The sequence below is a fragment of the Arthrobacter sp. StoSoilB5 genome (genome assembly GCF_019977235.1).
Classification (GTDB): domain Bacteria; phylum Actinomycetota; class Actinomycetes; order Actinomycetales; family Micrococcaceae; genus Arthrobacter.
The window spans coordinates 2,476,959-2,501,393 of sequence record NZ_AP024646.1; the positions used below are offsets into that span (position 1 = coordinate 2,476,959).

The 24,435-nt window shown below is 60.1% G+C and carries 21 protein-coding genes and 3 pseudogenes; 12 read left to right on the plus strand and 12 right to left on the minus strand.

Translation table 11 applies throughout. The annotated features are described in order from the left end of the window. Nucleotides 1-17 precede the first annotated feature (17 nt). The 5 genes from LDN75_RS11200 to LDN75_RS11220 form a co-directional block, all read right to left on the minus strand. A complete protein-coding gene (locus tag LDN75_RS11200) occupies nt 18-956 on the minus strand; it encodes an IS30 family transposase (RefSeq protein WP_263422386.1) in 939 nt (312 codons plus the stop codon). Nucleotides 957-1,593: 637 nt separating this feature from the next. Then, nucleotides 1,594-2,136, minus strand: a complete 543-nt coding sequence (locus tag LDN75_RS11205; RefSeq protein ID WP_223937333.1) for a TetR/AcrR family transcriptional regulator — start codon at nt 2,134-2,136, stop codon at nt 1,594-1,596. Nucleotides 2,137-2,550: 414 nt separating this feature from the next. Continuing rightward, nucleotides 2,551-4,167 (minus strand): amidohydrolase, encoded by a 1,617-nt coding sequence (locus LDN75_RS11210; RefSeq protein WP_223937334.1) that lies wholly within the window; start codon nt 4,165-4,167, stop codon nt 2,551-2,553. Between the two features lie 53 nt (nt 4,168-4,220). Continuing rightward, nucleotides 4,221-5,765, minus strand: a complete 1,545-nt coding sequence (locus LDN75_RS11215) for a sodium:solute symporter family protein (RefSeq protein ID WP_223937335.1) — start codon at nt 5,763-5,765, stop codon at nt 4,221-4,223. Beyond that, a complete protein-coding gene (locus LDN75_RS11220) occupies nt 5,765-5,986 on the minus strand; it encodes a hypothetical protein (RefSeq protein ID WP_223937336.1) in 222 nt (73 codons plus the stop codon). The genes LDN75_RS11215 and LDN75_RS11220 overlap by 1 nt, the downstream gene beginning before the upstream one ends. Nucleotides 5,987-6,234: 248 nt before the next feature. Between LDN75_RS11220 and LDN75_RS11225 the strand changes: the two genes are divergently transcribed. The 10 genes and pseudogenes from LDN75_RS11225 (at nt 6,235) to LDN75_RS11270 (ending at nt 17,474) form a co-directional block, all read left to right on the plus strand. Further along, the gene (locus LDN75_RS11225) at nt 6,235-7,176 is read left to right on the plus strand and encodes a LacI family DNA-binding transcriptional regulator (protein ID WP_263422369.1); all 942 of its coding nucleotides are present in this window, start codon (nt 6,235-6,237) and stop codon (nt 7,174-7,176) included. Between the two features lie 378 nt (nt 7,177-7,554). Beyond that, nucleotides 7,555-7,922, plus strand: a pseudogene (locus tag LDN75_RS24270) (recombinase family protein); the annotation flags it as partial. Then, entirely contained in the window at nt 7,896-9,116 is a 1,221-nt protein-coding gene (locus tag LDN75_RS24275) for a LysR substrate-binding domain-containing protein (protein WP_346347175.1), read from the plus strand. The pseudogene LDN75_RS24270 and the gene LDN75_RS24275, both read left to right, overlap by 27 nt. A gap of 249 nt (nt 9,117-9,365) precedes the next feature. Next, on the plus strand, nt 9,366-9,560 hold the full coding sequence (locus LDN75_RS11240) for a hypothetical protein (RefSeq protein ID WP_223937338.1): 195 nt from the start codon (nt 9,366-9,368) through the stop codon (nt 9,558-9,560). A gap of 430 nt (nt 9,561-9,990) precedes the next feature. Further along, nucleotides 9,991-10,550 (plus strand): annotated as a pseudogene (locus LDN75_RS11245) (transposase); the annotation flags it as partial. A gap of 358 nt (nt 10,551-10,908) precedes the next feature. After that, nucleotides 10,909-11,760: an APC family permease gene (locus LDN75_RS11250; protein WP_263422370.1), complete on the plus strand. Its 852-nt coding sequence runs from the start codon at nt 10,909-10,911 to the stop codon at nt 11,758-11,760. A gap of 136 nt (nt 11,761-11,896) precedes the next feature. Further along, nucleotides 11,897-12,532 (plus strand): annotated as a pseudogene (locus tag LDN75_RS11255) (SDR family oxidoreductase); the annotation flags it as partial. 520 nt (nt 12,533-13,052) lie between these two features. Beyond that, the gene (purU, locus tag LDN75_RS11260; protein WP_223937339.1) at nt 13,053-13,916 is read left to right on the plus strand and encodes a formyltetrahydrofolate deformylase; all 864 of its coding nucleotides are present in this window, start codon (nt 13,053-13,055) and stop codon (nt 13,914-13,916) included. Between the two features lie 60 nt (nt 13,917-13,976). Then, nucleotides 13,977-16,451: an FAD-dependent oxidoreductase gene (locus LDN75_RS11265; protein WP_223937340.1), complete on the plus strand. Its 2,475-nt coding sequence runs from the start codon at nt 13,977-13,979 to the stop codon at nt 16,449-16,451. A gap of 87 nt (nt 16,452-16,538) precedes the next feature. Continuing rightward, a complete protein-coding gene (locus LDN75_RS11270; RefSeq protein WP_223937341.1) occupies nt 16,539-17,474 on the plus strand; it encodes a bifunctional methylenetetrahydrofolate dehydrogenase/methenyltetrahydrofolate cyclohydrolase in 936 nt (311 codons plus the stop codon). Nucleotides 17,475-18,155: 681 nt separating this feature from the next. Here LDN75_RS11270 and LDN75_RS24180 read toward each other — a convergent pair. After that, entirely contained in the window at nt 18,156-18,506 is a 351-nt protein-coding gene (locus LDN75_RS24180) for an aldehyde dehydrogenase family protein (protein ID WP_346347176.1), read from the minus strand. Nucleotides 18,507-18,709: 203 nt separating this feature from the next. Between LDN75_RS24180 and LDN75_RS24185 the strand changes: the two genes are divergently transcribed. Next, nucleotides 18,710-19,162, plus strand: coding sequence for a hypothetical protein (locus tag LDN75_RS24185; RefSeq protein WP_263422371.1), 453 nt, complete (start codon nt 18,710-18,712; stop codon nt 19,160-19,162). A 593-nt stretch (nt 19,163-19,755) separates the two neighbouring features. On the opposite strand, the gene LDN75_RS24190 is transcribed toward LDN75_RS24185, so the two are convergent. Next, complete coding sequence (locus LDN75_RS24190; RefSeq protein WP_346347177.1) at nt 19,756-20,115, minus strand: aldehyde dehydrogenase family protein; 360 nt, start codon at nt 20,113-20,115, stop codon at nt 19,756-19,758. Next, nucleotides 20,019-21,299, minus strand: a complete 1,281-nt coding sequence (locus LDN75_RS11280) for an aldehyde dehydrogenase family protein (RefSeq protein ID WP_263422372.1) — start codon at nt 21,297-21,299, stop codon at nt 20,019-20,021. The genes LDN75_RS24190 and LDN75_RS11280 overlap by 97 nt, the downstream gene beginning before the upstream one ends. 249 nt (nt 21,300-21,548) lie before the next feature. Here LDN75_RS11280 and pmfR point away from each other — a divergent pair, with 249 nt between their 5' ends. Then, complete coding sequence (gene pmfR / locus LDN75_RS11285) at nt 21,549-22,940, plus strand: transcciptional activator PmfR (protein ID WP_223937561.1); 1,392 nt, start codon at nt 21,549-21,551, stop codon at nt 22,938-22,940. Between the two features lie 264 nt (nt 22,941-23,204). Here the strand turns inward: pmfR and LDN75_RS11290 are convergent, their stop codons facing one another. The 4 genes from LDN75_RS11290 to LDN75_RS11305 are packed head-to-tail and all read right to left on the minus strand — an operon-like array spanning nt 23,205 to nt 24,339. Next, complete coding sequence (locus LDN75_RS11290) at nt 23,205-23,546, minus strand: alpha/beta hydrolase fold domain-containing protein (RefSeq protein ID WP_346347169.1); 342 nt, start codon at nt 23,544-23,546, stop codon at nt 23,205-23,207. Then, on the minus strand, nt 23,543-23,953 hold the full coding sequence (locus LDN75_RS11295) for an NAD-dependent epimerase/dehydratase family protein (RefSeq protein WP_223937342.1): 411 nt from the start codon (nt 23,951-23,953) through the stop codon (nt 23,543-23,545). Before LDN75_RS11295 ends, LDN75_RS11290 begins: the two co-directional genes overlap by 4 nt. Then, nucleotides 23,950-24,132 (minus strand): hypothetical protein, encoded by a 183-nt coding sequence (locus LDN75_RS11300; RefSeq protein ID WP_223937343.1) that lies wholly within the window; start codon nt 24,130-24,132, stop codon nt 23,950-23,952. The genes LDN75_RS11295 and LDN75_RS11300 overlap by 4 nt, the downstream gene beginning before the upstream one ends. A 24-nt stretch (nt 24,133-24,156) precedes the next feature. Beyond that, complete coding sequence (locus tag LDN75_RS11305) at nt 24,157-24,339, minus strand: hypothetical protein (protein ID WP_223937344.1); 183 nt, start codon at nt 24,337-24,339, stop codon at nt 24,157-24,159. Between the last annotated feature and the right edge of the window lie 96 nt (nt 24,340-24,435).

Sequence of the window (24,435 nt, forward strand, 5' to 3'; positions counted from 1 at the left end):
TCGGCGGATTCTGGCGGTCATTGCAACAGGAGTCCTTCGATCAATTCGATCGGTTTTCTGAACTCTAGTCTTTTGCGCGGCCGGTCGTTGAGTTCCTGCGCGACCCAGTCGAGGTCTTCGGCGCTGTGGATGCTCAGGTCGGTGCCTTTCGGGAAGTACTGGCGCAGCAGGCCATTCGTGTTTTCGTTGATGCCGCGCTGCCAGGGTGAGTGCGGGTCGCAGAAGTAGATGTCGATGCCGGCATTGATTTTCACGCTCTTCCAGTCCTGCATTTCGATGCCCTGGTCCCAGGTGAGGGAATGCCGTAGCGCCTCGGGGAGTGTCTTGATCTTGGCTGCCAGGGCGTCACGCATTTGTTCTGCTTTGTATCCATCGGGAAGATGAACGAGCATCGTGTAGTTGGTGGTTCGCTCAACGAGGGTCCCGATCGCGGACTGGTTGCCCTTGCCGATGATAAGGTCGCCGTCCCAGTGCCCCGGCACCGCACGGTCCTGAACCTCGGGTGGACGCTCGGAGATATTGATCATCCCCGGGATCCGGTTCTTCCGCTGGCCGGCCTTCCTGCACGGCTGCCTGAGCGCACGCCCGGTGCGCAAACACGCGGCCAGATCCCGGTTGAGTGCCCCGCGGGACTGAACGTAGAGGGACTGGTAAATGGTCTCAGGTGACACCCGCATCTCCGGCTCATCGGGAAACTCAACCCGCAGGCGTCCTGCGATCTGCTCCGGCGAGTACTTCATTTTCAGATCCTCTTCCACCTTCGCACGCAACACCGTGTTCGTGTGCAGTTTCGCCGGTTTCGGCCGCGAAGCGCGCTCGTACGCCAGCACGTGAGCGGACGTCGCCCGGTAGGGCAACCCGGCCACCGAATTGCGTCGAAGCTCCCTGGACACCGTCGAGGCCGATCTGCCGATCACGGCCCCGATCTGGCGCAGCGAGTGTCCCTGGGCGCGCATCACAGCGATCTCTTCACGCTGGGCGAAGGTCAGGCATCTGCCCTTCAGATCACGGCCGCGGCGCGGCCTGACACCCCCGGCGTCGACCAGGACCCGGCGCCCAGCCCGCCTGCTCGTATTGATCGGCGCAACGGCGTCAGTAATGAAATCACCGGCCTGCATCCCAGCCCAAAACACCTGCAGAAGATCCGGTCTTACATAAATTGAATACCTCGCCACGACAACACCCATCCGCTAAGTGTTGCAATCACCGCAAGAACCCAAGGATCGGTCAACGGGCGCGACGACTCGAACTCTTGCCGGCGCCAGGGCTCGGGGGTCGAAATGTCCGTATACGTCGCGAGACCCTGTGGCCGATGAAGGTCCCCAACTGCAGCCAGGCCAAGCGAATGGCAGTGTCCCACTGCTAGACCTAGCCCTGACGTACTTGGGAGTGCCAACCACTGGCGTACCCTCCGCTCACGTCGCCGGGGACTCGTCGACCTAAGGACTACCCGCCGCGGCCGCGGTGGTAAGCCCATGGCGCTTGCGTGGCTAGCAGCAATAGCAGCACGATCAGGCCATGAGGATGAGATGCTCTGCGCCGTCCGCCTGAAAAGCGCCGTCCGTCTCGTTCTTTCGTGGCGACAGTACGCAGCTAAAAGATTCCAGCCAAAAACGCGTCGAGTCCGATCTCAAATTGAATTCTGGCTTGCTCGGACGTCTGATGATCGGCGAACATGCCCATTCGCGCTTGGGAGCGGGAGTCGGCCAAGAGAACGTTACCGAAAATAAGTGCCTCGAGGGCCATTATGCCTGGGATTATTTTGTTCTCCAGCCAGCCATTTTTCCGAAGATAGATGGTAAGCGCCTCGTACATCCGCTTAGCCGGAGCGCCTTCAAGCGGATGCGCGACGAGAAAAGGTATCAGTCCTGGATGCTGGCAGAACACTTCGTAATAGGACAGAGCCCAATGTCTGATTCCCGTGGGCCACGGCAATAGTTCTAGGCCCTCGATGTCGATTCGGGACATAAGGTTCCCGGCGATCATGGATAGTAGTTGGTCCTTTGAGCGCAGGTGATTGTAGATAGCGTAGTGCCTGACGTGCATGTGGGCGGCAAGCGTCCTCATAGTAAGCGATCCGTATCCGGAGTTCATTACGAGGTCAATCGCCGCGGCGATGATTTCATTCTTTGACACCGCTACCGCTCTCCGACGTACCCCCGGACGTTGAATTCCTTGTGGGTGGCGTGGATTGTGGGTAGTGGGTTCACCGCCTGGAGAGTCGGGAGACAAGGGTATCCTCCAGATCTGGCTGAAGGTGCGACTTTGCGTCCTTCCCTTTCGTGACGATTCCGTCCTCGTATCGAGTCCTTGCTCATCGCGGCAGGGTGGTCCGCTCGGGACGGATAGGGGTCTGACAGGCCTAAGCACGCTGAGCTGTTTGTCAATCAACAGCTCAGCAGGCTTCGACCAAACGAAGCGGCCCCCGGAGGAGGGCCTACTTCGTCGGGTCGCAGCGCGTGGAAGTCCGTGGGGAACATCCAGGTCAGCAGTCAGGGATGCGGCTGCCCGGAAATTGCTTAGCGGCAGGTTTTGGGGCTTCGGTAACGCTTAGCGGTGCTCCTGATTGATGAACTGCGGACGTCCGGCTATGACGGTGGCTATGACAGGGTTGGAAGCCTGTTGTTCGGGTGTCAGCTGCAGGGGCTCGGCGCCGAGGATGGTGAAATCGGCGCGATAGCCGACCTTGATCTTGCCCGCCGAATCCTGATGTCCCGCCGCTCTGGCGGCGTGGGTCGTATAACCCTCGTAAGCCATCAAGGCTGTGAGAGCCTGTTCGGGCTGGACTGGCTGGATATCCGGTTTTTCGACCGGACGGCGCAGCTGGGAGTCAGCCATCATGGCTCGGGGATCAACGGGAGTGACGGGCCAGTCCGAGCCCAGCGCCAATGTGACTCCTATGTCGCGGAGGTCTCTGCATCGCCATCCGTGTGAGGCCCTTTCCTCGCCGAGGCGTGCGGACCATGTGTCCGTTCGATCGGCCCGGGTGTGGTGGGTCGCGTGTACTGGCTGCATGCTTGCGATGACGCCGAGCCTGGCGAACTCTTGGACGAGGTCATCCGGTATGGTCTCGATGTGCTCGATCCTGTGGGGGACCTGTGATTCGCTTTGCTCGGCTGCACCTATGGCATCTAGTACGTAACGCACGGCAGCGTCGCCGATGGCATGCGTTGCCGTTGGGATCCCCGCGGCGATGAAGTATTGTACCGCACGTCTGTATGCGCTTGGATCCTTCCAGATTGCTTCTGTGTTTTCCCCATGGATGTCTGGGTCCTCGAGCCATGCTGTGCCGTTGTCAATGGTTCCATCAATCATGAACTTAATGCCCTCTACCTGCCAACGCCTTCCGCCAAGGCCCTGGAGATTCAGGAGGTTCTTCCATTGGCCTTCGTCCATATCCGGCGTGCACATCGGGGACAACCTGAGCCGCACCGGGAGATCGGTCGCTCTCTCGATGGCCTCGAGAATTTCCTGGCTGCCCTCCGTAAAGTCCATGACATGGCCACCGGTGAGTCCGAGTGATGCCATTGTCTTAAGTTGTGTAAGAACAGCTGCCGTTGTTTCTTCGAAGGTGAAGCTGGGAAGGTATGGTTCGATCAGGGCCATGGCGCTGAGTTCGAGCAGTAGTCCACTGGGCCGGCCGTCGTCGGCAAGCTCCACCAATGACTTGTCGGCAAACGTTTCCTCTCCTGTTATTCCGGCGAGCTCGAGTGCGCGGGGACTGACAATTGCGGAATGTACATCCCTGAGTCGCAGGTAGACCGGCCGGTTTTGCAGTGATTCCTTGAATGAGCGGCCACTCATCGGCCCGTTGAAGATGTTCGGATCCAGTCCCCATCCAAGTATCCATTCCTCAGGGCCAATGGGGTCGCTTTCTTGCAGGCGTGCGGTGACGTCGTGCAGTGTGTCAAGACCGGTCAGGTCTATCCCTTTTGCTATACCCGTGATCCCCCAGATCGGATGTACGTGGGCGTCTGTCAAGCCAGGAAGCATAGCGACATCGCCGAAATCCAACACCTCGGTGTCCGGGCCGATCCACGGCCGCACACCTGCGAAGGAACCTACAGCGACGATAGTGCCGTTTTTGACGGCAACGGCCTCAGCCTGTGCTCTGTCGGGATCGAAAGTAACCACGTGGGCCGCCCGATAGACAGTGTCAGCGCTCATTATTCCAAAGCCACGCGCTTCCGGTAGCGCGGGAGCAGAAAGCGTCGAATGGTTCATCGTGCGTTCCTTGCTTTGCTCGGTTCTTTTTCATCAATTGGAGTTGTCGTGGTGGTGTCGGTTGCGGTCTCAGTTTCGTTCAAGTGCGCGAAGAGCTCTTCGACTCGCGCCCGTTCTTGAGGTGCCGACGGGAGCGCAAGTGCGCAGCCCACGTAGAGCAACACGTTGACGATGAGGGCCGCGACACCGGAAGTGAGTCCCCCGAGCCACGGAATTGAAGTCGGATATAGGATTTCTAAAATTGCCGCGGTGATAAAGCCGCCGATCATTCCGGCAGTGGCACCTGCGGCGTTACCGCGCTTCCAAAAAATCCCGAAGAAGAGTGTGGGTGCCAGCTGGCAAATGCCTTGATAGGAAACGAGCGCGAGGACTATCAGGCCCGTAGAAATGTTCAACGTTGCGAAGGCTCCGGCCGCCGCGAGTATGGTGAGCACAATGACAGCGATTTTCCCTGTTTTGGGGTCTGTGACGCGATGATGGCGCGCAACGCCGATGATGTCATTCGCCGTCATGGTGCCCAGTGCCTGCAAGTTGGCTCCAACGTTACCCATGGTGGCGGCAACGACACAGATTCCGGCAACGGTCACCAGGCCGACGCCCCCGATTCCAGCGGTGATGAACCAGACATTATCCGGGGCCTCGGCCACCTCTGGAACTGAGGATGCCAAGATGGAAAGGAGGGTAAGGGCCGTTCCGAAGATGAACAGGATGGGGGCTGCCTGAGCAGCCGAACGCTTGATGGTGGACGTGCTGCGTGCGGTGAAAAGGCGGACGAAGATGTCGGGCCAGCACCAGCCACCAACCGCGCCGGTCAGAACCAGCGACATGAGATACATGGGGCCTAAGGCGCTGCCGGGACCTGGGATGGTGAAGAATCCTGGGCTGACCTGCCCGAAACCATGACCGTTGGTAAGAAGCCAGACCAGGATTCCCAGGATCACAGCCGTCCCGATAAAGTAGGCAAAAATTCCTTGAACCATATCGCTGATGACCACGCCCCGCATTCCGAAGCGAACGGTCCAGATCTGACGAACACCAATAAGCAGAATGCCGATGACGACTGCAGCAACACCGCTAATGGCACCGAATGAAAGATACGTGAATACAAGTCCCAGCGACTGCATGCCCAGTATCACCCAGGGGAAGGAGGCGATGATGCCGATGGCCGCGGCCGTAACACGGACGACCTTGGAGTTGTAGCGCAGGCCGATCAGATCAGCCTGCGTTCGCAGATCGAAGAGTTTGCCCCACCTGTTCACCGGCTTGGCGAGCCAGAACATTAAGACAGCGGCCAGGAGCGAGTAAGGGACAAAGTAGAAACCTATGACACCTGCCGCGGCAGCCAAACCGGCGAAGGCAATGAAAATCGTCCCAGGCAACCACGTGTTTACGAAGGCCATAGTGCTATAGAAAGACCCGAACGAACGTCCAGCGGTGGCGTAGTCGCTGAAGGTCGCATCCCTTCGCTTTGTCTTCTCAAGAACGACGATGACGACGAGGAAGAACAAAGCCACGCCGCCGTATCCGATGAGGATGTCCACTATTGCTCATCCGCCTTCTCGTCCAAGCGGACCATAAGGAAGAGCGATGCCATGACGGCCAGCCCGGCACCGACGAAGTAACCAATGGACGCCAATGGGCCATTGGATCCTGCCAGCCAGTGGAGGGGCGGAAACAGCAGGAGAGTGGCGTCGACTGCCACCAGCGCTGCTGACCACTTGGTCCACTGGCTGGGGCCTCTGTGAGGTAAGGGAAAAGACATCTGCCTGTCCTTCAGGATTTGGGGCGAATAGCCCGTGAAGATTGCCGGAACGTTCCGGCAACTGAAATAATCATGATCCAGATCACGCTGCCAGTCAAGGTTTCGTCTTAATTCACCTGATTGAAACCTGGATGATGACGTTCTACTCCTGTGGGCGAGGCAGGCGTGATGGCGTTACCCCACGTGCCTACACTGGGCATATGGCAAAGTCTGCGGTGACCATAGTCGACATAGCCCGTGAGCTCGGGATGTCGAAGACAACGGTCTCGGATGCCCTCATAGGTTCGGGCCGCGTTTCGGAGGCAACCCGGCAGAAGACTCTCTTGGTCGCGCAGAGAATGGGATATGTCTCCAACCGGGCAGCGCGCCTGCTGCGCCGCAGCCAAACTGGCGCTTTGGGCCTGTACATACCCGGTCATGTCCGCAATTTGTCTTTCTACATGGAGTTCGCTTTTGGGGCGGCGGACGAGTCGGCACTCCATGATCTTGACCTGACGCTGATAGGTCGAGGAGTAGGCAGCAAAAGACGCTCAGGGCCACCTCAGGTTGATGGGCTCATTGCCGTTGATCCTCTTGACGGAGATCCTGTCCTTGAGTCGTTATTGGGCTCCGATCTTCCGGTGGTAACTGTCGGGCGAATATTGGACGAGACACAGAGCCGTCCCCTGGCCGTGATCGAGATAGACCACTACAGCATGGCAACGGCCCTGCTTGAGGCACTTCGTGCCGCTGGTGGGCGCCGGCCGTTGCTCCTTGCATCAGATGAGAAGTTCAGCTCGTCCTACACCTTTGATGTATCACGTGCCTATGCTGACTGGTGCTCCGGCTCCGGTATTGAGCCTGTAGTGATTCCCCTCTCCGTGACCCCCACGGATCAGGAGCTCGCCGCGGCCATGCAAGGAATTGCGGACCAGAATGACGTCGATGCTTTGGTCTCTGTAGCGCAGGGGCTGGCGGGACGCGCCGCGCCCGTACTTCAGTCCATGGGACGTCGGCTCGGCAAGGACTTCCACCTAGGCTCCCTCGTAGGGGACCCGGCCACTGAGCTAAGGAATCCATTGATTCACGCCGTGGATCTCCGTCCTCGGGAGTTCGGCCACGAGGCCGTGAATTTTATGCGCGAGATCATTTCAGGCCAGGCATCCGAAACCGGCCGGCGAAACCATCCCGCGACGTTGACCGCCGGCTAACTCCTGGACCCGCATGGGTCGAGGACCTGCAGCTACCATTGTTCACCCGCGCGCCTTTCTGCTGGATCCCTCCGCCGGCGCGTATGGCGACAAACGCACTCAGATCGCGAACTGGACACCGGGCCGAAGAGCCACTGGGCGCGGCCAGCTCCCACCTTACGGAAGGAGATTCGGTTGAAGGTGTTCCCTTTTCTTCGAAATGGGACGGAAAGGAAACGCGGGTGGGCGTCTTACTAATCAAAAGCTCTTCAAGACACCGCGTTCGCATCTGGGAAGCTCAGACGGATTGGCGTTGGGGCGGGCGCCTTGCTGTCTTGGAAAGTTGTCTCGCCGTGTTTTGTCTCAGGGCAGGTGCCGAGCGGAGCTTTCTGAGGCACAATGAGCCGGGTGAGACATCTTGGGTATACGCGGGTCAGTACATCGAGCCAGGATGCAAAGCTGCAGCTTGATGCGCTCGTTGGCGCGGGAGTCCAAAAGCGTGATGTCTTTGCAGATGTCACGTCCGGGAGCAAGACTGCGGGTGAGCGGCCTGGGATGAAGAAGCTGCTGGATTACGTGGAGCCGGGCGACACGGTCGTGGTGTGGCGGATAGACCGGCTCGGCCGGTCCCTGATAGATGTCTTGAAGCCGTGAACCTGCTTCGGGAGCGTGGTGTGCAGCTGAGGTCAGTCTCGGATGGCATCGACCCTGCCACCACATCGGGCCGCCTGATGCTCAACATGCTCGCTACCTTGGCCGAATATGAGCGGGAGTTGATTGTCGAGCGTGTCAACGCCGGGATCGCTGCTGCACGAAAGGGTGGAACAAGGTTCGGCCGCCCGCTCTCGGACCCGGTCGTGATAGCTGACAAGCTGCGGATCGTGACCGAAGCGCGGGCCAAGGGCCGCACCGCTGAGGAAGCCGCCCGGCTGGAAGACGGAGCGCCTTCCGTTACTTTTCCTGACGCTTGTCCCGTGGGAGGTCCCCGAGTGATTAATGTTCAGAGGCTTCGGCTCCTGAGGGAGCTCTCGTTCCTGGGGACGATTTCCGCAGTGGCCGACTCGATGGGGCTGACGCGACCGGTAGTCTCTCAGCAGCTTTCCCAGTTGGAAAAGGACACCGGGCTCGTCTTGGTCGAACGGGCCGGGCGCACTGTGCGCCTGACCGGAGCAGGTATCCGGCTCGTTGAACAAAGCCATGAAGTCTTTGAGTCGCTTGAGCGCATTGATGCAGAAATTGCGGTCACGAAGAACTCAATCTCAGGCGACATCAGGATCTCCGTTTTTCCGTCGTTCTCGGCCACGGTGCTGCCGACGGCCATGGCTCTGCTACGTGGGTCCCACTCACAGCTGAGGTCCACATGGTCGAACACGAGCCGGCTGAAGCCATCATTGACCTCATGGCCAAACGTGCGGATGTTGCGATATTGGACAACCTTTCCCATCAGGATCCCCGCAACGAAGCAGTTTTTTTATCAGCCCTTGTTCGCGGGCGACTTTTACGTGGTCATGTCCGAGCAACACCCTTATCGGAAACTCGACACTGTGCCTTTGGCGCACTTGGCGAGCGAAGACTGGGCGCTCAATAGGTCCGCGCGGATCTACCACACGTCGATCGTCGACGCGTGCCTTGGGGAGGGTTTTCGGCCCAACATCACCTGCGACTGCAAAGACACCACGACAGTCCTGCAGATGATCCGCGCGGGCTTGGCCATCTCCGTCCTCCCCGGCCTGGCCCTCATTGGCCGCCACACCGGACTCATCGTCAGACCCCTGGACCTCGCACTAAGGCGCGAAGTGCTCTTCGCCACCCTCAAGGGCCGCGCCAATCACCCGGCAATACTCGAATGCTTCCGCGCCATGCGATCCTCGTACGCACGCTGCGTCCAACCCGGACTCCAAGGCTTCGCCGATTCCCAATCGACGGAACATCCATTTGATCCGGACTCAACTGCGAACTGAAAGACGCCGTTCGATAGGCAATTGGCGGAGTAGCCTTTTGTACACCGCGCCGTCATCCTCAGCGGGCAATTCGCCGACGAGCAGTGCGGACTGATCACGCGGGTCGCCAAGAAGTGGAACGCCAGGGATGCTCCGCTTCGCGCCGTCGCACGCACGCTGGGCCAGGCGCCGACGCTACCGGTGACGCCGGATCACGCCGGCCGTTTCGAGTCGCTGTTGCTGCACGCGCTGTCGCCTGAGCTCGTGAACGTGAGCGCTCTCCCTGACGCCGCCGCCCACCCGGCCCCTGCAGGCGAAGACCCGTACGGTCAGGACCGCCACCGCCCCGATCACCCGCTGCACGCCGTGTTCGGCGCCGATCCGCGCCAGCTCGACGTCGACAGCGCTGCTCCTCTCCTCGCCTACCTGGTGGACTGGGCGGCGGGGCTCGCCGACGAGGCCTGAACACGAATACGCCTCTGAGGAGGTGCCGCTTCGGAGCGCGTCAAAGTCGATGTCGTCGATTTTGTCCTTGTCGAAACCACGCCGAAGTCGTCACTCTCAAAGGCTCCAGCTACCGGCTCAAACACTATGAGGATTGTGGTGGCTGGTCCGGGACTGGCTGGCAGAGTAGGTACCGGCCGTTTGCCCTGTGGTCGTGACTCATCAAACACATGGCCCCCTGGGTGCCCTTCTGGTGACTTGTCCGTCCATGGAGTAGGCGGCCGGTGCCTGCCCGGCCCACCTCGGTAACTTGATCAGAAGGTTGCCCGCCTCGAATGACTGGGGGCGTGGCTCGTCACAGTGTTGTTCCGAAGTGACCTCTACCCGGACTGGTGCCGGCCGTACGCGGCCCTGACCATATCCGTGAATAGAGGAGAGTGCCAGAACCGCTATGTCTATCGTTGCTCATTCCCGCCCGTTTGTCGTCGGGGTCGACACCCACGCCAAAAGCCATGTCTACGCCATCATCGCCGCCGCCACCGGGGCACTGCTCCAGACCCGGGAATTTCCCACTACCAGCGCCGGGATCAACCGGGCCATCGCCTGGGCTGCGCGGCTTATCGGCGCTGACCTGGCGACCCTGTGGGTGATCGAGGGCGCTGCCTCATACGGGGCGTTGCTGACCGGCGCTGTCGGCGCTGCCGGTTACGAGGTCTCCGAAGCCGCACGGATGGATGCCCGGGCGGATCACGGGGTAGGCAAGTCCGATCCGTTGGACGCGAACCGGATCGGAGCCGCCGTCCTGCCCCTGGATGAGCAGCAGCTGCGCCGGCCCCGGCTGAACGACGGAGTCCGGGCGGCCCTGCGGATCCTGGTCACCTCCCACGGGAATCCATGACCACCGACCGCACCCGGGCGGTAAACGCGCTGACCGCGCTGGCACGGGTGAACGAGCTCGGTCTGGATGCCCGCAAAAAACTGACCGGACCCCAGATTGCCGAGGTCTCCCAAAACCAGCTGGGGGCACCCACCGCTTACCTTGCTGCAGGCGCGTTGATTCTGGTCTTTGCCGTCGGATTCACTTCGATGGGCCGGCACCTTCCCAACCCCGGCGCCTTCTACGCCTGCATCACAGCAGGCTTGGGTAAGCCCCTGGGACTTGGGGCATCTTTCCTGGCTGTTGTGTCGTACTTTTTTATCCTGGTTGGGGGTTACGCGTTCGGTGGTATCTCACTTGAGGCGCTGGTAACTGACGTGCTTGGCGGCCCGGAAGTGCCGTGGTGGGCCTATACGTTGCAATTGATGACAATTTTCGGAACCCTGGGGGTACTTCAAGATCACTCTTTCCGCGAAGATTCTGACGGTTTCCATGATCTTCGAAGTGATCCTGATGGTGGCCTTCGATGTTGCTGCCTTCATCAACGGTGGTCCGGAAGGGATCACGACGGCACCTTTTGAACCGGCGAACATGTTGTCGGGAAACATCGGGCTCGCCCTCCTCCTTGGCATTGTCTGCTACGCCGGGTTCGAAGCCACCGCTGTCTTCCGCGAGGAAGCCCGTAGCCCGGAAAGGACATGCCACGGGGCAACCTACATTGCCATTCTCTCCATGGGTTCTATCTATGCCCTGACGGCCTGGGCACAAATAATTGCCATCGGTCCGGGGACCGTCGTTGAAGCTTCCGCGACAGACCCCACCGGGACGGTCATGACCGTTGTCTCCCAGCTCCTGGGCAAGATCGTCATGGATGTGATGATCGCGCTTCTCTGCTCGAGCATCTTCGCGGCCAACCTGGCCACGCATAACATCAGCGCCCGCTACCTCTACTCCCTCAGCGTCGACCGCGTCTTTCCGGCAGCCCTCAGCCGCGTCCACAGCCGCCACGATTCCCCCCACGTTGCGTCCCTGGCCACCAGCGTGATCGCGGTGATCTTCCTGGCAATCGTCGTGATCGCGGGAGCCCCGGGCGCAACACTCTATGCGGTCCTCGTAGGAGTCGGCGGCTATGCCCTGATCCTCCTGCTCACCCTCACCAGCGCAGCCGTCGTCCTCTACTTCCACAAACGGCCCGAACTCAAGGTCAACCGTTGGAAGAGCCAGGTTGCACCCGTCGCTGCGACGCTGGGTCTCATCGTCGCCGTCGTCCTCGCCACCCAGAACATCGCAGTGATGATCGGCGGTGACGAAGCCTTGGCGGTTTTCCTGATGGCACTGTTCTAGGGATGCCTCGTCGTCGGAATCATCCTGGCGCTGATTTTCCGGCGGACCAAGCCTGATACCTACGCCCGCATCGGACGACAGGACATCTGAGCGCCGGTGCCTACGGCTGCGATGCACGAACCCTGAAAGGAAAGACATGAACTCCAACAGCCAACCCGTAGCACTGATTACGGGGGCAGCGGGCGGCATTGGCAGTGCTACGGCGCTCGAGCTGGCACGAACGCATGCGGTCATCATTATCGACCGAGATCAAAGAGAGCTTGAAAAGACCGCAGCCCTGATCGTGGAGGCTGGTGGCCGCCCTGCAGCCTTCGTTGCCGACGTTACTGATCTGGAGTCAGTTCAACGTGCAGTGAAAGACGGCCAGTCGTTCTTGGGCACGATCAGCGCGACCGTAGCCTGCGCCGGCGTGGAAGTCCAGGGAGGTGTCCTGGACCTTGGGTTGGAGTAATGGAACCGTTCCCTTGCGGTCAACCTCACGGGAACGTTCGTGACCGCAAAGGCAACCGTTGATTCGCTGATCAAGACCCGGGGGGCGTTCACCGCGATTGCCTCGGACGCAGGGACAAACGGTGCCCAGGGGTACTCGGCTTATGTAGCTGCTAAACATGGAGTAGTTGGGCTGGTTCGGTGTCTGGCGTTGGATTTTGGCCCAGTCGGTGTTCGCAGCAACGTCATTTGTCCCGGCTTCGTGGAAACACCCATGGCTAAGAGACTCTTTGCGGAAAGCTCCGAAGAGGAGCTGCAATTTTACAGGAGTTCTGTGCCGTTGGGCCGTTTCGCCAAACCGGAGGAAATCGCGGCCACAGTCGCCACTTTATGGAGTCAACCTACGCCAACGGTACGGTCTACGCCGTCGACGGCGGTGCTACCGCCGGCTACTTCGTCGGATCCGACCAATCCCACCACGTCGCCCCCGTGTGATCGTCCCCCTCCACCGGATATGAAAAGCAACTGCCGTGCAGCCCCGACAAGGGTCTGCACGGCAGTGCCATTTCCCAGGAAAAATCCAAACACGATCAGTCTCGTCCCGACCCCGACAAACGGCCGAACCAAGTGCAGGTCGGGATCTTCACCTCACACCACACCTCGAGGTACCAGAGTATGAAAAGCACCCATATTTCTTGCATTTTCAGCATGGTTTCAGGGTTTTTGGGTGCATAGGGTCGATAGTGAACGCGATTTCCAGTTCTGGAGGCGTTCCTTCTGAAATCTCTGGAAATTTCGCCCCATCCACGGTTGGTGTCCGGTTTGAGGACACCAACGTGACGAATCCCCACCTAGGAGTTCCCATGGACCACGCACATCCCCGCGAAGTGATTCTTTCCCTCAGCTGTCACGACACTCTTGGAATCGTCCACGCCGTGTCAGGTTTCCTGGTATCGCATGGGTGCAACATCCTCGCCAGCCAGCAGTTCGACGACGCTTCCGAAGACACGTTCTTCATGAGAGTTCACGCCACCTATCCGGCGACCGTAACAATTGGTGATCTGAAGGCGGCATTCCAGGCGACAGCGGATGCCTATGGCATGTCCTGGACCATGGCGGACACCGCCGACCGCCCCAAGGTAGCGCTGATGGTCTCCAAAGCCGAACATTGCCTCAACGACCTGTTGTTCCGCTGGCGGGCAGGCCAACTGAAAGTCGATTTCCCCTTTATTGCCTCCAACCACCAGACGCTCCAGCCTGTGGCTGACGCCCACGGGATCCCGTTCTTCCACATCCCGGTAACACCTGAGACGAAACCAGCTGCAGAAGAAAAGCTGCTCGCACTCATTGCCGAGCACCAAGTCGACCTGACAGTCCTGGCTCGCTATATGCAAGTCCTCAGCGACGACCTCTGCCGTGAACTTGCCGGAAAGGCGATCAACATCCATCACTCGTTCCTGCCCGGCTTCAAGGGCGCCAGGCCCTACCACCAAGCCTTCGAACGGGGGGTCAAGCTCGTGGGCGCCACGGCTCATTATGTGACCGGAGAGCTGGACGAAGGGCCGATCATCGAGCAGGAAGTCCTTCGCGTCGGGCACGACTACAGCCCGGCGCAACTCGCGGTGACCGGCCAGGACGCCGAGCGCCTTGCCTTGTCGAGGGCTGTTCAGTGGCACGCAGAACAGCGAGTCCTGCTTAACGGTCACCGCACCGTCGTCTTCAACTAACTACCACTTTCAACACCCTTGCCCCGCAGGGCACTGACCATCACAGAAGCGAGAACCCACATGGACAGGCTTGTCGACCGCAGCATCAGCGCCAAAGCATTTACGGACACCTCCCACGACCCCCTGCCCGCACGAGTGCGGACCGTCGTCGTTGGTGGCGGCATCATAGGCGCCAGCATCGCATATCATCTCGCCGCAGCGGGGGAGAGCGACATCCTCGTCCTGGAGAGCAACGTCCTTGGCAGTGGGACCTCATGGCACGCCGCCGGTCTGGTGACAGGGGCGCGCGGCTCGACAACCATGACCAAGCTCGCAAAGTACGGGCTGGAGTTCTACGGCCGACTCGAGGAAATGTCCGACGTAGACGTCTCGTTCCAACGCTCAGGGTCCCTCAGCGTGGCCCGCACTCCGGGGCGCGTCGACGAGATCCTCTACGCCAAGGACGTCGCCGACCAGCAAGGTGTCAGAACGGAATGGCTGACCGACGAACGCTTCAAGGAAGTATGGCCGCTGGCCAGCCACGAAGGGGTCCTTGGCGCACTTCTGCTGCCGGACGACGGACACATCAACCCTGGGCACGCAACCATAGCCTTCGCCAAGCTGGCCCACGAACTGGGCGCGCAGATCCGCGAGGACGTCCCGGTGGAAAGGATTCTGCGCGAAGGGCAGCGAATGGTCGGTGTCCTCACCAGCCAGGGGACCGTGCACTGCGAACGCGTGATTCTTGCCTGCGGGCTCTGGACCCGGGAACTTGCGGCAACGGCAGGGGTGAACGTGCCACTGTACGCCGCCGAACACGTTCACGTCCGCTCCAAGCCCATTGATGGCGCGGTGCCGTCGTTGCCCGTGTTCAGGGATCTGGACAGCAGCTACTACCTGCGCCACGAGGCTGGTCGTCTCCTGGTGGGAGCATTCGAACCAGACGGCCTGCCCCGACCGGTCGAGGACATTCCCGCCAACGGATTCGCCGAGTTTGAGCCGGACTGGAACCACTTCGCCCCAATCAGGGCGAAGGCCGAAGTTACCATCCCAACCCTGAGGGAGGCCGGGTATGACCGATTCCTCAACGCCCCGGAGAGCTTCACCCCGGACGCCAATTTCGCCATTGGTGAGACCTCGGAAATCCCGAACCTGTACGTTGCGGCAGGCTTCAACTCACAAGGAATCATCTATGCCCCTGGTGTGGGCAAAGAACTGGCGGACTGGGTTATTTCAGGAACCCCTGGCTTCGATTCCTCCACTGTGGACGTGCAGCGCTTCTCAAAGCACCAAAACAACCGCAGCTACCTGCAAGCGCGAACCAAAGAAGGCCTGGGCAGGCTGTATGCCATGCACTGGCCAAGTCTGCAGATGGAAACTGCACGGAACGTTCGCCGCACCCCCTTGCATTCCAGGCTGGCAGAACTTGGAGCCTGTTTCGGTGAAGTCAACGGCGGAGAACGGGCCAACTGGTACGGCGAAGCTGGAACGACTCCCAGCTATGACTACAGCTACGGCCGTCCGACCTGGTTTGATCGGGTCGCCGCCGAACACAAGGCAGCCCGTGAAGGCGTAGTTCTCTTCGACCTCAGCCCATTCGCAAAGTTTGAAGTTGCCGGTCCTGACGCCCTTGCGGTGTGCCAGAAAGCGACGACGGCGAACGTCGACGTGCAGCTCGACAAGGCCGTCTACACCTTGTTCCTCAACGATGCTGCCGGGATCGAACTTGACGGCACGGTCACTCGCCTCGGTACGAACCGGTTCCTAGTAGTAACGCCATCCTTTACCCAGCAGAAAACACGGGCCTACCTTCAGCGGCTCGCGGAAGGCAAGGCAGCGGCTGTTTTCGATTGCACTGCCGGGCTTGCCACGATCGGAGTCATGGGTCCAAAAAGCCGGGAACTGCTCTCCAGGGTTTCACCTGAGAACTGGTCCGACGAGGCCCAGGAGTACACGCACGGACGGATGGTGGAGATCGCGGACGGCTACGCCTACAGCCTCAGGGTGAGCTTCATCGGGGAACTCGGCTACGAACTGTATCCCAGCGCCGACCTGGCAGTAAACGTCTTTGATGCGCTGTGGAAAGCCGGCCAGGACCTGGGCATCAAAATGGCTGGCTACCATGCTTTGGATTCGCTACGCAGCGAAAAGGGCTTCAGGCACCTCGGTCACGACATTGGCCCCATCGACGACCCTTACTCCTCAGGTCTGCGCTTCACGGTGGCCCTCGACAAGCCAGGGGGTTTCGTTGGAAGGGACGCGCTGCTCAAGCTGGACCCCTCTGCACCAGAACACCGCACGGTTTATGTGGCGTTGGAGGACCCGGAGCCCGTGTTTGTCCACGATGAGACCGTCTACTGCAACGGTGTACCTGTCGGACGGATGACCAGCGGCAGCTACGGCCACACCCTCGGCCGCGCAGTCGGCCTCGCAGCCATCGCCCCCGAGACTGACCTCTCAGGAGACTTTGAAGTCCAATGCAAGGGCCGCAACTACGCAGCCACAGTTTCACGACGGCCGTTCTACGACCCCAAAGGCGAACGCCTCCGCGGCTAAGGGGCCCATATCCCTCCAAGCCATTCAGGCGCACGCAGAGAATCTCGTTCGCGCTTGCAGCAGAAGACCATTCGAAAGGAAACTCACATGTCGGAAATCCTAGTGGAGGCGCCCAACGAAGCGGGCAGCTTGGGACGCATCCTCGACGGCAAAGCGACTGCCCGCGCCATCAAGAGCGAATTGGCCGCCCGCGTTGCCACACTCAACGAGCACGGCGGAACCGTCGGGCTCGGAACTGTCCTGGTCGGGGACGACCCTGCCAGTCACTCCTACGTGGAAGGTAAACACCGTGACTGCGCGGAAGTCGGCATCGAGTCGATCCGGAGGGACCTCCCGTCCTCCATCTCCCAAGGTGAGTTGGAAGCCGTACTGGAGGAACTGAACAACGACCCGAAAACGACAGGCTACATAGTCCAGCTGCCGTTGCCTCCGCACATCGACCAGAACGCCGTGCTGGAGAAAATTTCTCCAGACAAGGACGCCGATGGACTGCACCCGACCAACCTCGGCCGGCTCGTGTTGACGGTCAATGGTGAACTCGACTCACCGTTGCCGTGCACTCCCAATGCGATCGTGGAACTTCTTAATAGGCACGGGATCGTCCTCAAGGGCCTCGAAGTACTGGTTATCGGCCGCGGAGTGACCGTCGGCCGTCCGCTGGGACTCCTGCTGACCCGCAGAGCCATCAACGCAACCGTGACCCTGGCACACACCGGCTCAGCTGACCTCGCTGAACTGATCGGCCGGGCAGGCGTCGTCGTGGCCGCAGTAGGGGTCCCGGGCATCGTCAAGGCAAACCAGCTAAAACCCGGGGCCATTGTCCTGGACGTCGGCGTCTCGCGCACGGTCGACGAGGTCACAGGCAAGGCCACTCTCCGCGGTGACGTCGAGGCGGATGCCGGCAGCGTGGCCAGCTGGATTTCTCCCAATCCCGGAGGGGTCGGTCCGATGACCAGGGCCATGCTGCTGGCGAACGTCGTCGCTGCAGCCGAACGTCTGTCGCGCACGCCACGGGAAGGCTGAGGCAGGATTTCGTCGTCGTTGACACAGACATTGACAGGCTCTCGCAACCCTTTCAAAGGCCCGTGCTGGCGGCGACGAACAGGATGTAGCCCGCACTTATGACTGCAGGCCTCATCCGAATGAAGTGGGACCGCTTACCTGGCTGGTAGGCGGTCCCACTTTTCGTTGCACAGTGACGGCAGATGACGAGCCTGGGGTCGATGGGTGCCGGATCCCAAGCCCACCCAAGAGACGTACAAGGCGGCGGCCACAACAGGCAAGACGCTTCGGAGCTGGCGATGGGAGGCGTGGAGGGTCTCTGGAACCCACGAGTCATTCCCGTAGTCCCGCCCAAAGCCGCTTGCGCCTGACACAGCAGCAGCTCCGACCCGAAGGGGTCGGAGCTGCTGCTGCCCGGTATCAGTGGTCTTACCGCCGATACAACAAGACCGGGTCAGTTTTGAGATGCAGGGAACGGTGGCCGATTGGTTCGTTCCTAAGCCAAATAATGCTTCCATCGTCGCTGATAGTATCGACGACCGCGCGGTTGATAGTGCCGGATTCAGTAAGAATCTGCACCAGGTCTCCAGGAATCAGATCGTCCCAGTCCTGCACTTCGTTTGCCGGGGCAACATCGGGGCCTGGAGACTTGATGTGCCAGGGAAGTGCCTCTTCGATCGCTTCAACGGAACCTCCATTCCCTTACCCCTCCTCCAAACTGGGGCCAATCCAGACCGTTTTAGTGTTCGTGAACTCGCGGATGCCTTGAGGACCCAGTTCGCGACCGTAGCCCGACTTCTTGATGCCTCCGAAGGGCAAACGGGGATCGGAGACAACCATGCCGTTGACGAATACAGCGCCAGCGTCAATTCGGGGCAACAACTCACGTGCCTTGGCAATGTCCTGAGTCCACAGCGCGGCTGCCAAGCCGAATTCCGTTTGGTTGGCCAAGGCGATTGCTTCCTCGGTGGACGAGACGCGGGTAATCGCTGCGACAGGGCCGAAGGTCTCCTCGTCAAAAGCCGCCTGACCTGGTTTGACGCGGTCGATGATGGTCGGGGGTAGTAGAACCCGGGCCCATCAACAACTTCACCCCCCAGCAGAAGGCGTCCGCCTGCTTCTAGGGTGCGTTGGACCTGATCATGGAGCGTAGCGCGAAGGTTTTCGCGGGCCATCGGCCCAATATCCGTGGCTGGATTTGAGGGATCTCCGAGCACAAGCTCCCGTGCCCGGATCACGAACTCGGCAACAAACTCATGCGCAATTTCTTCGTCGACGATGCGCTTGGCGTTCACGCAGGCTTGCCCGGCGTTCGTGAACCGGGCTTTGACCGCAACCCGGTCTGCCTCCTTGATATTCGCATCGGCCAATACGATAAACGGATCCGAACCGCCAAGTTCCAGTACTTGCTTTTTCAAGGCAGCGCCGGCGCGAGCGGCCACGGTGCTGCCTACTTGAGTGGAACCCGTGAGCGTCACGGCCGCTATCCGGTCATCTGCGATTATGGCACCCACCCGTTCGGGTTCGACGAGGATGGTAGCGCAAAGGCCTGGGGCCAAGCCCGCCTTGTCGAGAACATCTTGGACGGCCGGCGCCGACCGGGGAACATTGTTGGCGTGCTTGAGAATTGCCCCATTGCCGGCGGCGAGTGCCGGGAGGACGAAGCGGAAGAACTGCCACAACGGATAGTTCCAGGGCATAATCGCTAGCACCACACCCAACGGTTCGAAAACGACTCCGCTGTCATGGGCGCCGGTCTCAATGCTTTCGAAGCTCAGGAAGCGCGGGGCATTCTCAGCATAGTAATCCGCGGTTAGGGTGCACTTCTCAATTTCCGCGCGTGCCTCGGTTATCGGCTTTCCCATTTCGACGGTGATGAGTTTGTGCATAGTCCGCAAGGTTTTCACGGAGGACCTTGGCGGTGTTGCGCAGTATTTGCACCCGGTCTTCCACTGGCACAAGCCTCCACGCTTTTTGGGCCTCGACTGCTGTGGTCAGGATGGAATGAACCTGGCGGTTCTAGTGTGCATCGAAGGACTGAAGTTGTTCGCCCGTGGCCGGGTTGATCGTGGAGATCATGATGGGTTCCTTTAGAAATGAGTGTGGTGGCCGGGATGTGATTGGTCACAGACTCAGGGGCTCGGGACCCCAGCTGCAGCCCCGCTGGAAAGGCGGGCAAGACCCCAGCAAGTTATTTGCGCGCGTGCTGCTTCGACTGAAATCAGACACGTCCTGGGGGAGGAGGGAACCCGGCCTGGCAGCAGCCGGGTTCCATTCAATGCATGATGCGCTGGGTTGGCGGTCAGGACGCGGCAGGTGCGAAGTGGTGGACGGGCAGTTCCTCTTCGGTCTCGGCCGTCTCGTTGTTTGCCCCCTTCCAGGCTTCATCGTCCTGATACGGGAACCACCAGAAGTCATGGCTGGTTGCGGCCGGGTCTATCATGACAAGTTTGGTGTGGCGGAACGTGTCCAGGCCCTCGGCACCCAGCTGGCGTCCGATGCCGGACATCTTGCGTCCGCCGAAGGGTCCTGCGTCGTTGTCGAGGATCGGGGCGTTGATCCAGACTATGCCCGCGACGATTTCGTTGGTTGCCCGGGTGATTTCCTCCGCGTCCTTGGAGTACAGTGTCGAGCCGAGGCCGAAGGGGGAGTCGTTGGTGATCTTCTCTTCAGGGCTTCTTCGAAGCTTGAAACCTTGTAAACAGGTGCAACGGGCCCCAACACCTCGGTGGTGAAGATGTCCATGTCCGGGCGCAGACCCTCGAGGATAGTCGGTTCAAAGAAGAAGCCGATTTCCAATTTCCCGCCAAGATTCAGACGCTTCCCGCCGAGGGTGATTGTCGCGCCCTGTTCCACCGCGCGGGCGAGGATGGCCTCAACGCGGTCGAGCTCACGGGCGGTTTCCAGAGGACCAAGGTCAACCTTGTCGAGGCCGTGTCCTATGCGAAGCCTCTTCACGTTGGCGATGAAGGCTTCCATGAACTCGTCATAGACGTCCTCGGGGACAAGGAACTTTTCACCCGAGGTGCATACCTGACCTGCATTAAAGAAGGCGGCAAAGGTGGCCGCCAGTGCCGCCACATCGATCGGTGCCGAGGGCATGACCAGGAAGACGTCACTCCCAGAGGCTTCAATGAGGTTCGGTTTGAAGTGCTCGGCGCAGGCGCGGGAGACAGCCTGGCCAGTGGAGACGCTGCCGGTGAATGCAATCATGTGTGTGTTTTTGTGGGAGACAAGCTGCTTGGCAACATCTGGCCCGCCGGTTAGACACTGCACCAGGCCGGCCGGAAGAGCGTCGAAGACGCGCATGAACGAGAGTGTCGTCAAGGACGCGGTCTCCGAGGGCTTGACGATGACCGAGTTACCGGCGGCCAGCGCTGCCGCCGCAGACCACATGAGCAGCAGAATCGGAAAGTTCGCGGGCAGAATGCTCACGACAGTACCCATAGGTTCCTTGAGCGTGTAATGGGTTTGCCCAGGGATCGTCGAGCCAAGCACGGAACCGATTGAATGCCTGCCCAGCTCGGCATAGTAGTCAACGGCCGAGACGGACCAGCTCATCTCATCTGCGCTTTCCTTATAGGGCTTGCCGGTTTCAAGGGTCAGCAATTCAGCGATTTCCGGGCTGACCTTCTTGATCTCTGCTGCGACCTCGTGAAGGATTTTGGCCCGTTCGAGGACGGTCTTCGCGTACCAGAGCTTCTGCGCGGAGTTAGCGTTGGCGATGACTGTCTCGATGTCGTCGTGGGGGACTTCGGCCATGCTTCCCAACACGGTGTTGTTGGAGGGACCGGCAAGACCGGCGCCGAGCACGGCAACGCTGCCGCCTTCGCGCAGTAGCCTCATTGCCCAGCCTCCATGGCGCGCCACGACGGTGACCTCTTCGCGGCAATTACCGGCTGTACACCGATCCACAAATCATCAGCAAGCACGTTGCTTGGGGCCATGGGGTGTCATCTCCTTTGACGGTTGGTCATATGTCGTGCAATTCACAGTAATGACCAGAAAATTCAACCTTTATCGTACGAATGCAAGAATTCCGCCATCATTTAGTTTGGTAGTAACATTTTGGCTGTGGACCAGTCTGTGTTGACCGTGAATGACCTCGTAAGCACCCAGAGTTTAGGAACCCGACTCCTGGCCGGGGCGAACGGCCTTGAGCGGCAGGTGCTTTGGGCCCACAGTTGCGAACTGAGCGATCCGGATCGTTGGCTGGGACCTCACGAACTACTCATGACCGTCGGCCTGTGCGTGCCGCGGGAGGCGGAGGAGCAACGGGACTTCGTCAGGAAATTGGACGAAGCAGGGTTGGCCGGCGTGGCCTTGGGGGATCACCCGAGCTTGCCGCCCTTGTCCCAGGAACTTTTGGATGAGGCCGATCTAAGAGGATTCCCCGTTCTGCTTGCCAATGAGGAGACGCCATTTGCCGCCATAGGCCGCACGGTTGCTGCAGCGACAGCCTCCACGCAGACACTGCAGGTGCTCAAATTGAGCAAGCTTTACCAGCTTTCTACATATGCCCACGCCGATCCGAAGCGTTTGATGGATGAACTTCAGGCACTATTGAGGGCGAGGCTCAGCGTGCTTGACACCCAGACTGGCCTGACAATCATTGAGGGGCCGCTCCTTGCCACGATGTTGGTGAAGGCTCGCGAGCGTTCTTACTCTCTTCCCGGGGATGCCAATGTAAAGCTGAGAATCACCGAGTTTCCCGGGGAGGAAATCAGTAGCTTCCTGCTGATCCACGTCCTGCAGGTTGTCGACGTCGCAGTGAGCCAGCTTCTGAGTTCGATTAGAGGACGAGCTGAACGCTCCGCGCACACGCTCGAAGCGCTTCTGGAAGGCCGCATACCCGCTAATCTCGATGCTGTTCTAAAGCCAGGTGCCATTGCGGCCGGATATCAGATGGTCGCGATCGCGATAGACCAAGGGCCCAAAGCCGCCAGGGCGGTCTCGATCGGAGGCCTGCCAGTGCTGGCCGGCCCTGGACGCAATTCCTTCTTTCTTCTTATGCCCGAAAAAATACGCAAGGACGTCCGGCAGCTCCTGGAAGGGCTGGGAATTCGAGCCGCTGCGTCCTCGACACATATTGATCTCCGGGACGCAATGTTCGCTGCAGAGGAAGCCCACAAAGTCTTGTCTTCCGGTGGAGCAAATCACCAGTGGCTCGACTTCGCTGGCGTACCAATTTCTCTACTGACGAGATCGAGGAAAGAGGCGTCAGCAATTGTGCAGCAAGTGCTTGGTGACCTTGCTGCACCGGACGCCAAAACCTCAGCCTTGCGTGAGACACTCTTCGCATTCCTTGCAAACGACCGCAGGTGGAACGAAACAGCCACGCAACTCGGTATCCATCGCCAGACCCTGTCCTACAGGTTAGCCAAAATCAAGGACATCACCGGCAGAGATATCTCATCATCAGGGGACCTCTCTGCCTTCTGGTTGGCATACCAGGCATGGGCCTCCTATTCACCAACTTCCGATTGATCTGGCATCCGCTGTAGGAACAGGGGCAGCGCATCGCGCTGGATACGCCGCAGACGTTGCTGTGATGCAGCCTTCAGCTGGGGAGTACGTAAGTGGGCCAACTCCCTGCCCCTGTGGCAGGTTTTCCGGACTCCACAAGTCCGGCTACATGCGTGGCCTTATTCGATCTCGACTTCGCAGTCGTCGGAGGGGAACGGGAGGTGGGCGTCAGGTCCGCCATGTCTCCTCGGTTAGGATCCCCATCGAACCTGGCGCTTGCCGTCGTCAACGTTCAGCCGATAGAAAGCGCGCCTTTCGCGATGAACTATTTTGCGCTCTTTTCTTTGGCTGCGAGCCGAGCCACCGGACCATGGCGCCGATTCCGGTGTTGCAGTGCGCTGTCGCGGGCCGGTTCAGGAATCCATGGGTGGCTTCAGCGACTATCTCATAATCGACCGGGACACCGGCACGAGCAAGTTCCTGCGCAAATGCGCCACCGGAGGCGCGGAGGGAGTCGCGATCCGCGTCAACGAGCAGCGTCGGCGGCAATCCAGTCAGGTTGTGGCCGCCAGGGAATGCATACGGATTGCTCATCTGCTCCAGGGAGCCTGCGTAGTTGCGATTCATTTTCTCGACCGTGTCCCGATGGTGACCAGCCTGATGGCGTCCGGTTCCGGCTGGCTTTTGATGGCTCTGATGATGTTCCTGGCTCCGCCGACGTTGACCGCGTGCGTCAGTTCGGGGTGGTCATCGGCAAACGGGGAGACTACCGCGCCAGTGTGCAAGACAAAGTCTGTCTCGGTCACGTAGGAGAGCACGGTGGGGGTAGTCCGTGACATCGCCAAAGACGACGCTGAGATTTTCCATGTCCTCGAACTGGCGGATAGCGGGGTGTCTCTTGGTGTTGGCAGGACCAGGGCGAGGACGTCGAACCGGTCAGCACGCCGTGCGAACTCGCGCAGGATGTACTGTCCCCAGTTTCCGGTGGCTCCCGTGAGGAAGACCCTTTTCTTCAGTTTCTGTGATTGCTTCACTGGAACGTGGGCTCCTTGCTGGCTTCGATCAGCTGTTCAAGGGAGTGCAGGGGGATGTTGACGCCAGGGAACTTCGCGAACTGGTTCATGGGCTTGGAATAGGCCATCTTCAGCCCGTCCTGCATCCCTGCGGCGCGCTGTTCCTCAGCCATGGACGCGGAGATACCCACGATGAGCATGGCGCCGATGACGGGGTGGGTGAATCATTCTTCGATCGTGGAGGCGAGGGTCAGCGGGGACGGGCGGCCCAGGTCCCCGTCAAGGTGGATTGTGCTTCGTGCGGCGATGTCGTGGGAGGAACGGCTCAATTCAAGGCGATATTGGCCGGGGGTGACTGCCCAGCGGCTGTCGGTGATGTCGTAGTAGGCGAATGCACGTCGGACCAATTCGAAGTTAGGGTGCGGGATTCGCCCGGTTCGAGGGCAACTTTTTGGAAGGCCCGCAGTTCGCGCACTGGCCTCCGGACGGGTCCTTCGGGCGCG

Coding starts and splice junctions, on each gene's coding strand:
- LDN75_RS24275 (WP_346347175.1), top strand. CDS start 7,896: ATGCTCGCTACCTTGGCCGAATATGAGCGGGAGTTGATTGTCGAGCGT.
- LDN75_RS11280 (WP_263422372.1), bottom strand. CDS start 21,299: ATGAGGCTACTGCGCGAAGGCGGCAGCGTTGCCGTGCTCGGCGCCGGT.
- LDN75_RS11290 (WP_346347169.1), bottom strand. CDS start 23,546: ATGAATCGCAACTACGCAGGCTCCCTGGAGCAGATGAGCAATCCGTAT.
- LDN75_RS11270 (WP_223937341.1), top strand. CDS start 16,539: ATGTCGGAAATCCTAGTGGAGGCGCCCAACGAAGCGGGCAGCTTGGGA.
- LDN75_RS11300 (WP_223937343.1), bottom strand. CDS start 24,132: ATGCTCATCGTGGGTATCTCCGCGTCCATGGCTGAGGAACAGCGCGCC.
- purU (WP_223937339.1), top strand. CDS start 13,053: ATGGACCACGCACATCCCCGCGAAGTGATTCTTTCCCTCAGCTGTCAC.
- LDN75_RS11250 (WP_263422370.1), top strand. CDS start 10,909: ATGATCTTCGAAGTGATCCTGATGGTGGCCTTCGATGTTGCTGCCTTC.
- LDN75_RS24185 (WP_263422371.1), top strand. CDS start 18,710: ATGCGCAATTTCTTCGTCGACGATGCGCTTGGCGTTCACGCAGGCTTG.
- LDN75_RS11220 (WP_223937336.1), bottom strand. CDS start 5,986: ATGTCTTTTCCCTTACCTCACAGAGGCCCCAGCCAGTGGACCAAGTGG.
- LDN75_RS11210 (WP_223937334.1), bottom strand. CDS start 4,167: ATGAGCGCTGACACTGTCTATCGGGCGGCCCACGTGGTTACTTTCGAT.
- LDN75_RS11225 (WP_263422369.1), top strand. CDS start 6,235: ATGTCGAAGACAACGGTCTCGGATGCCCTCATAGGTTCGGGCCGCGTT.
- LDN75_RS11200 (WP_263422386.1), bottom strand. CDS start 956: ATGCGCGCCCAGGGACACTCGCTGCGCCAGATCGGGGCCGTGATCGGC.
- LDN75_RS11265 (WP_223937340.1), top strand. CDS start 13,977: ATGGACAGGCTTGTCGACCGCAGCATCAGCGCCAAAGCATTTACGGAC.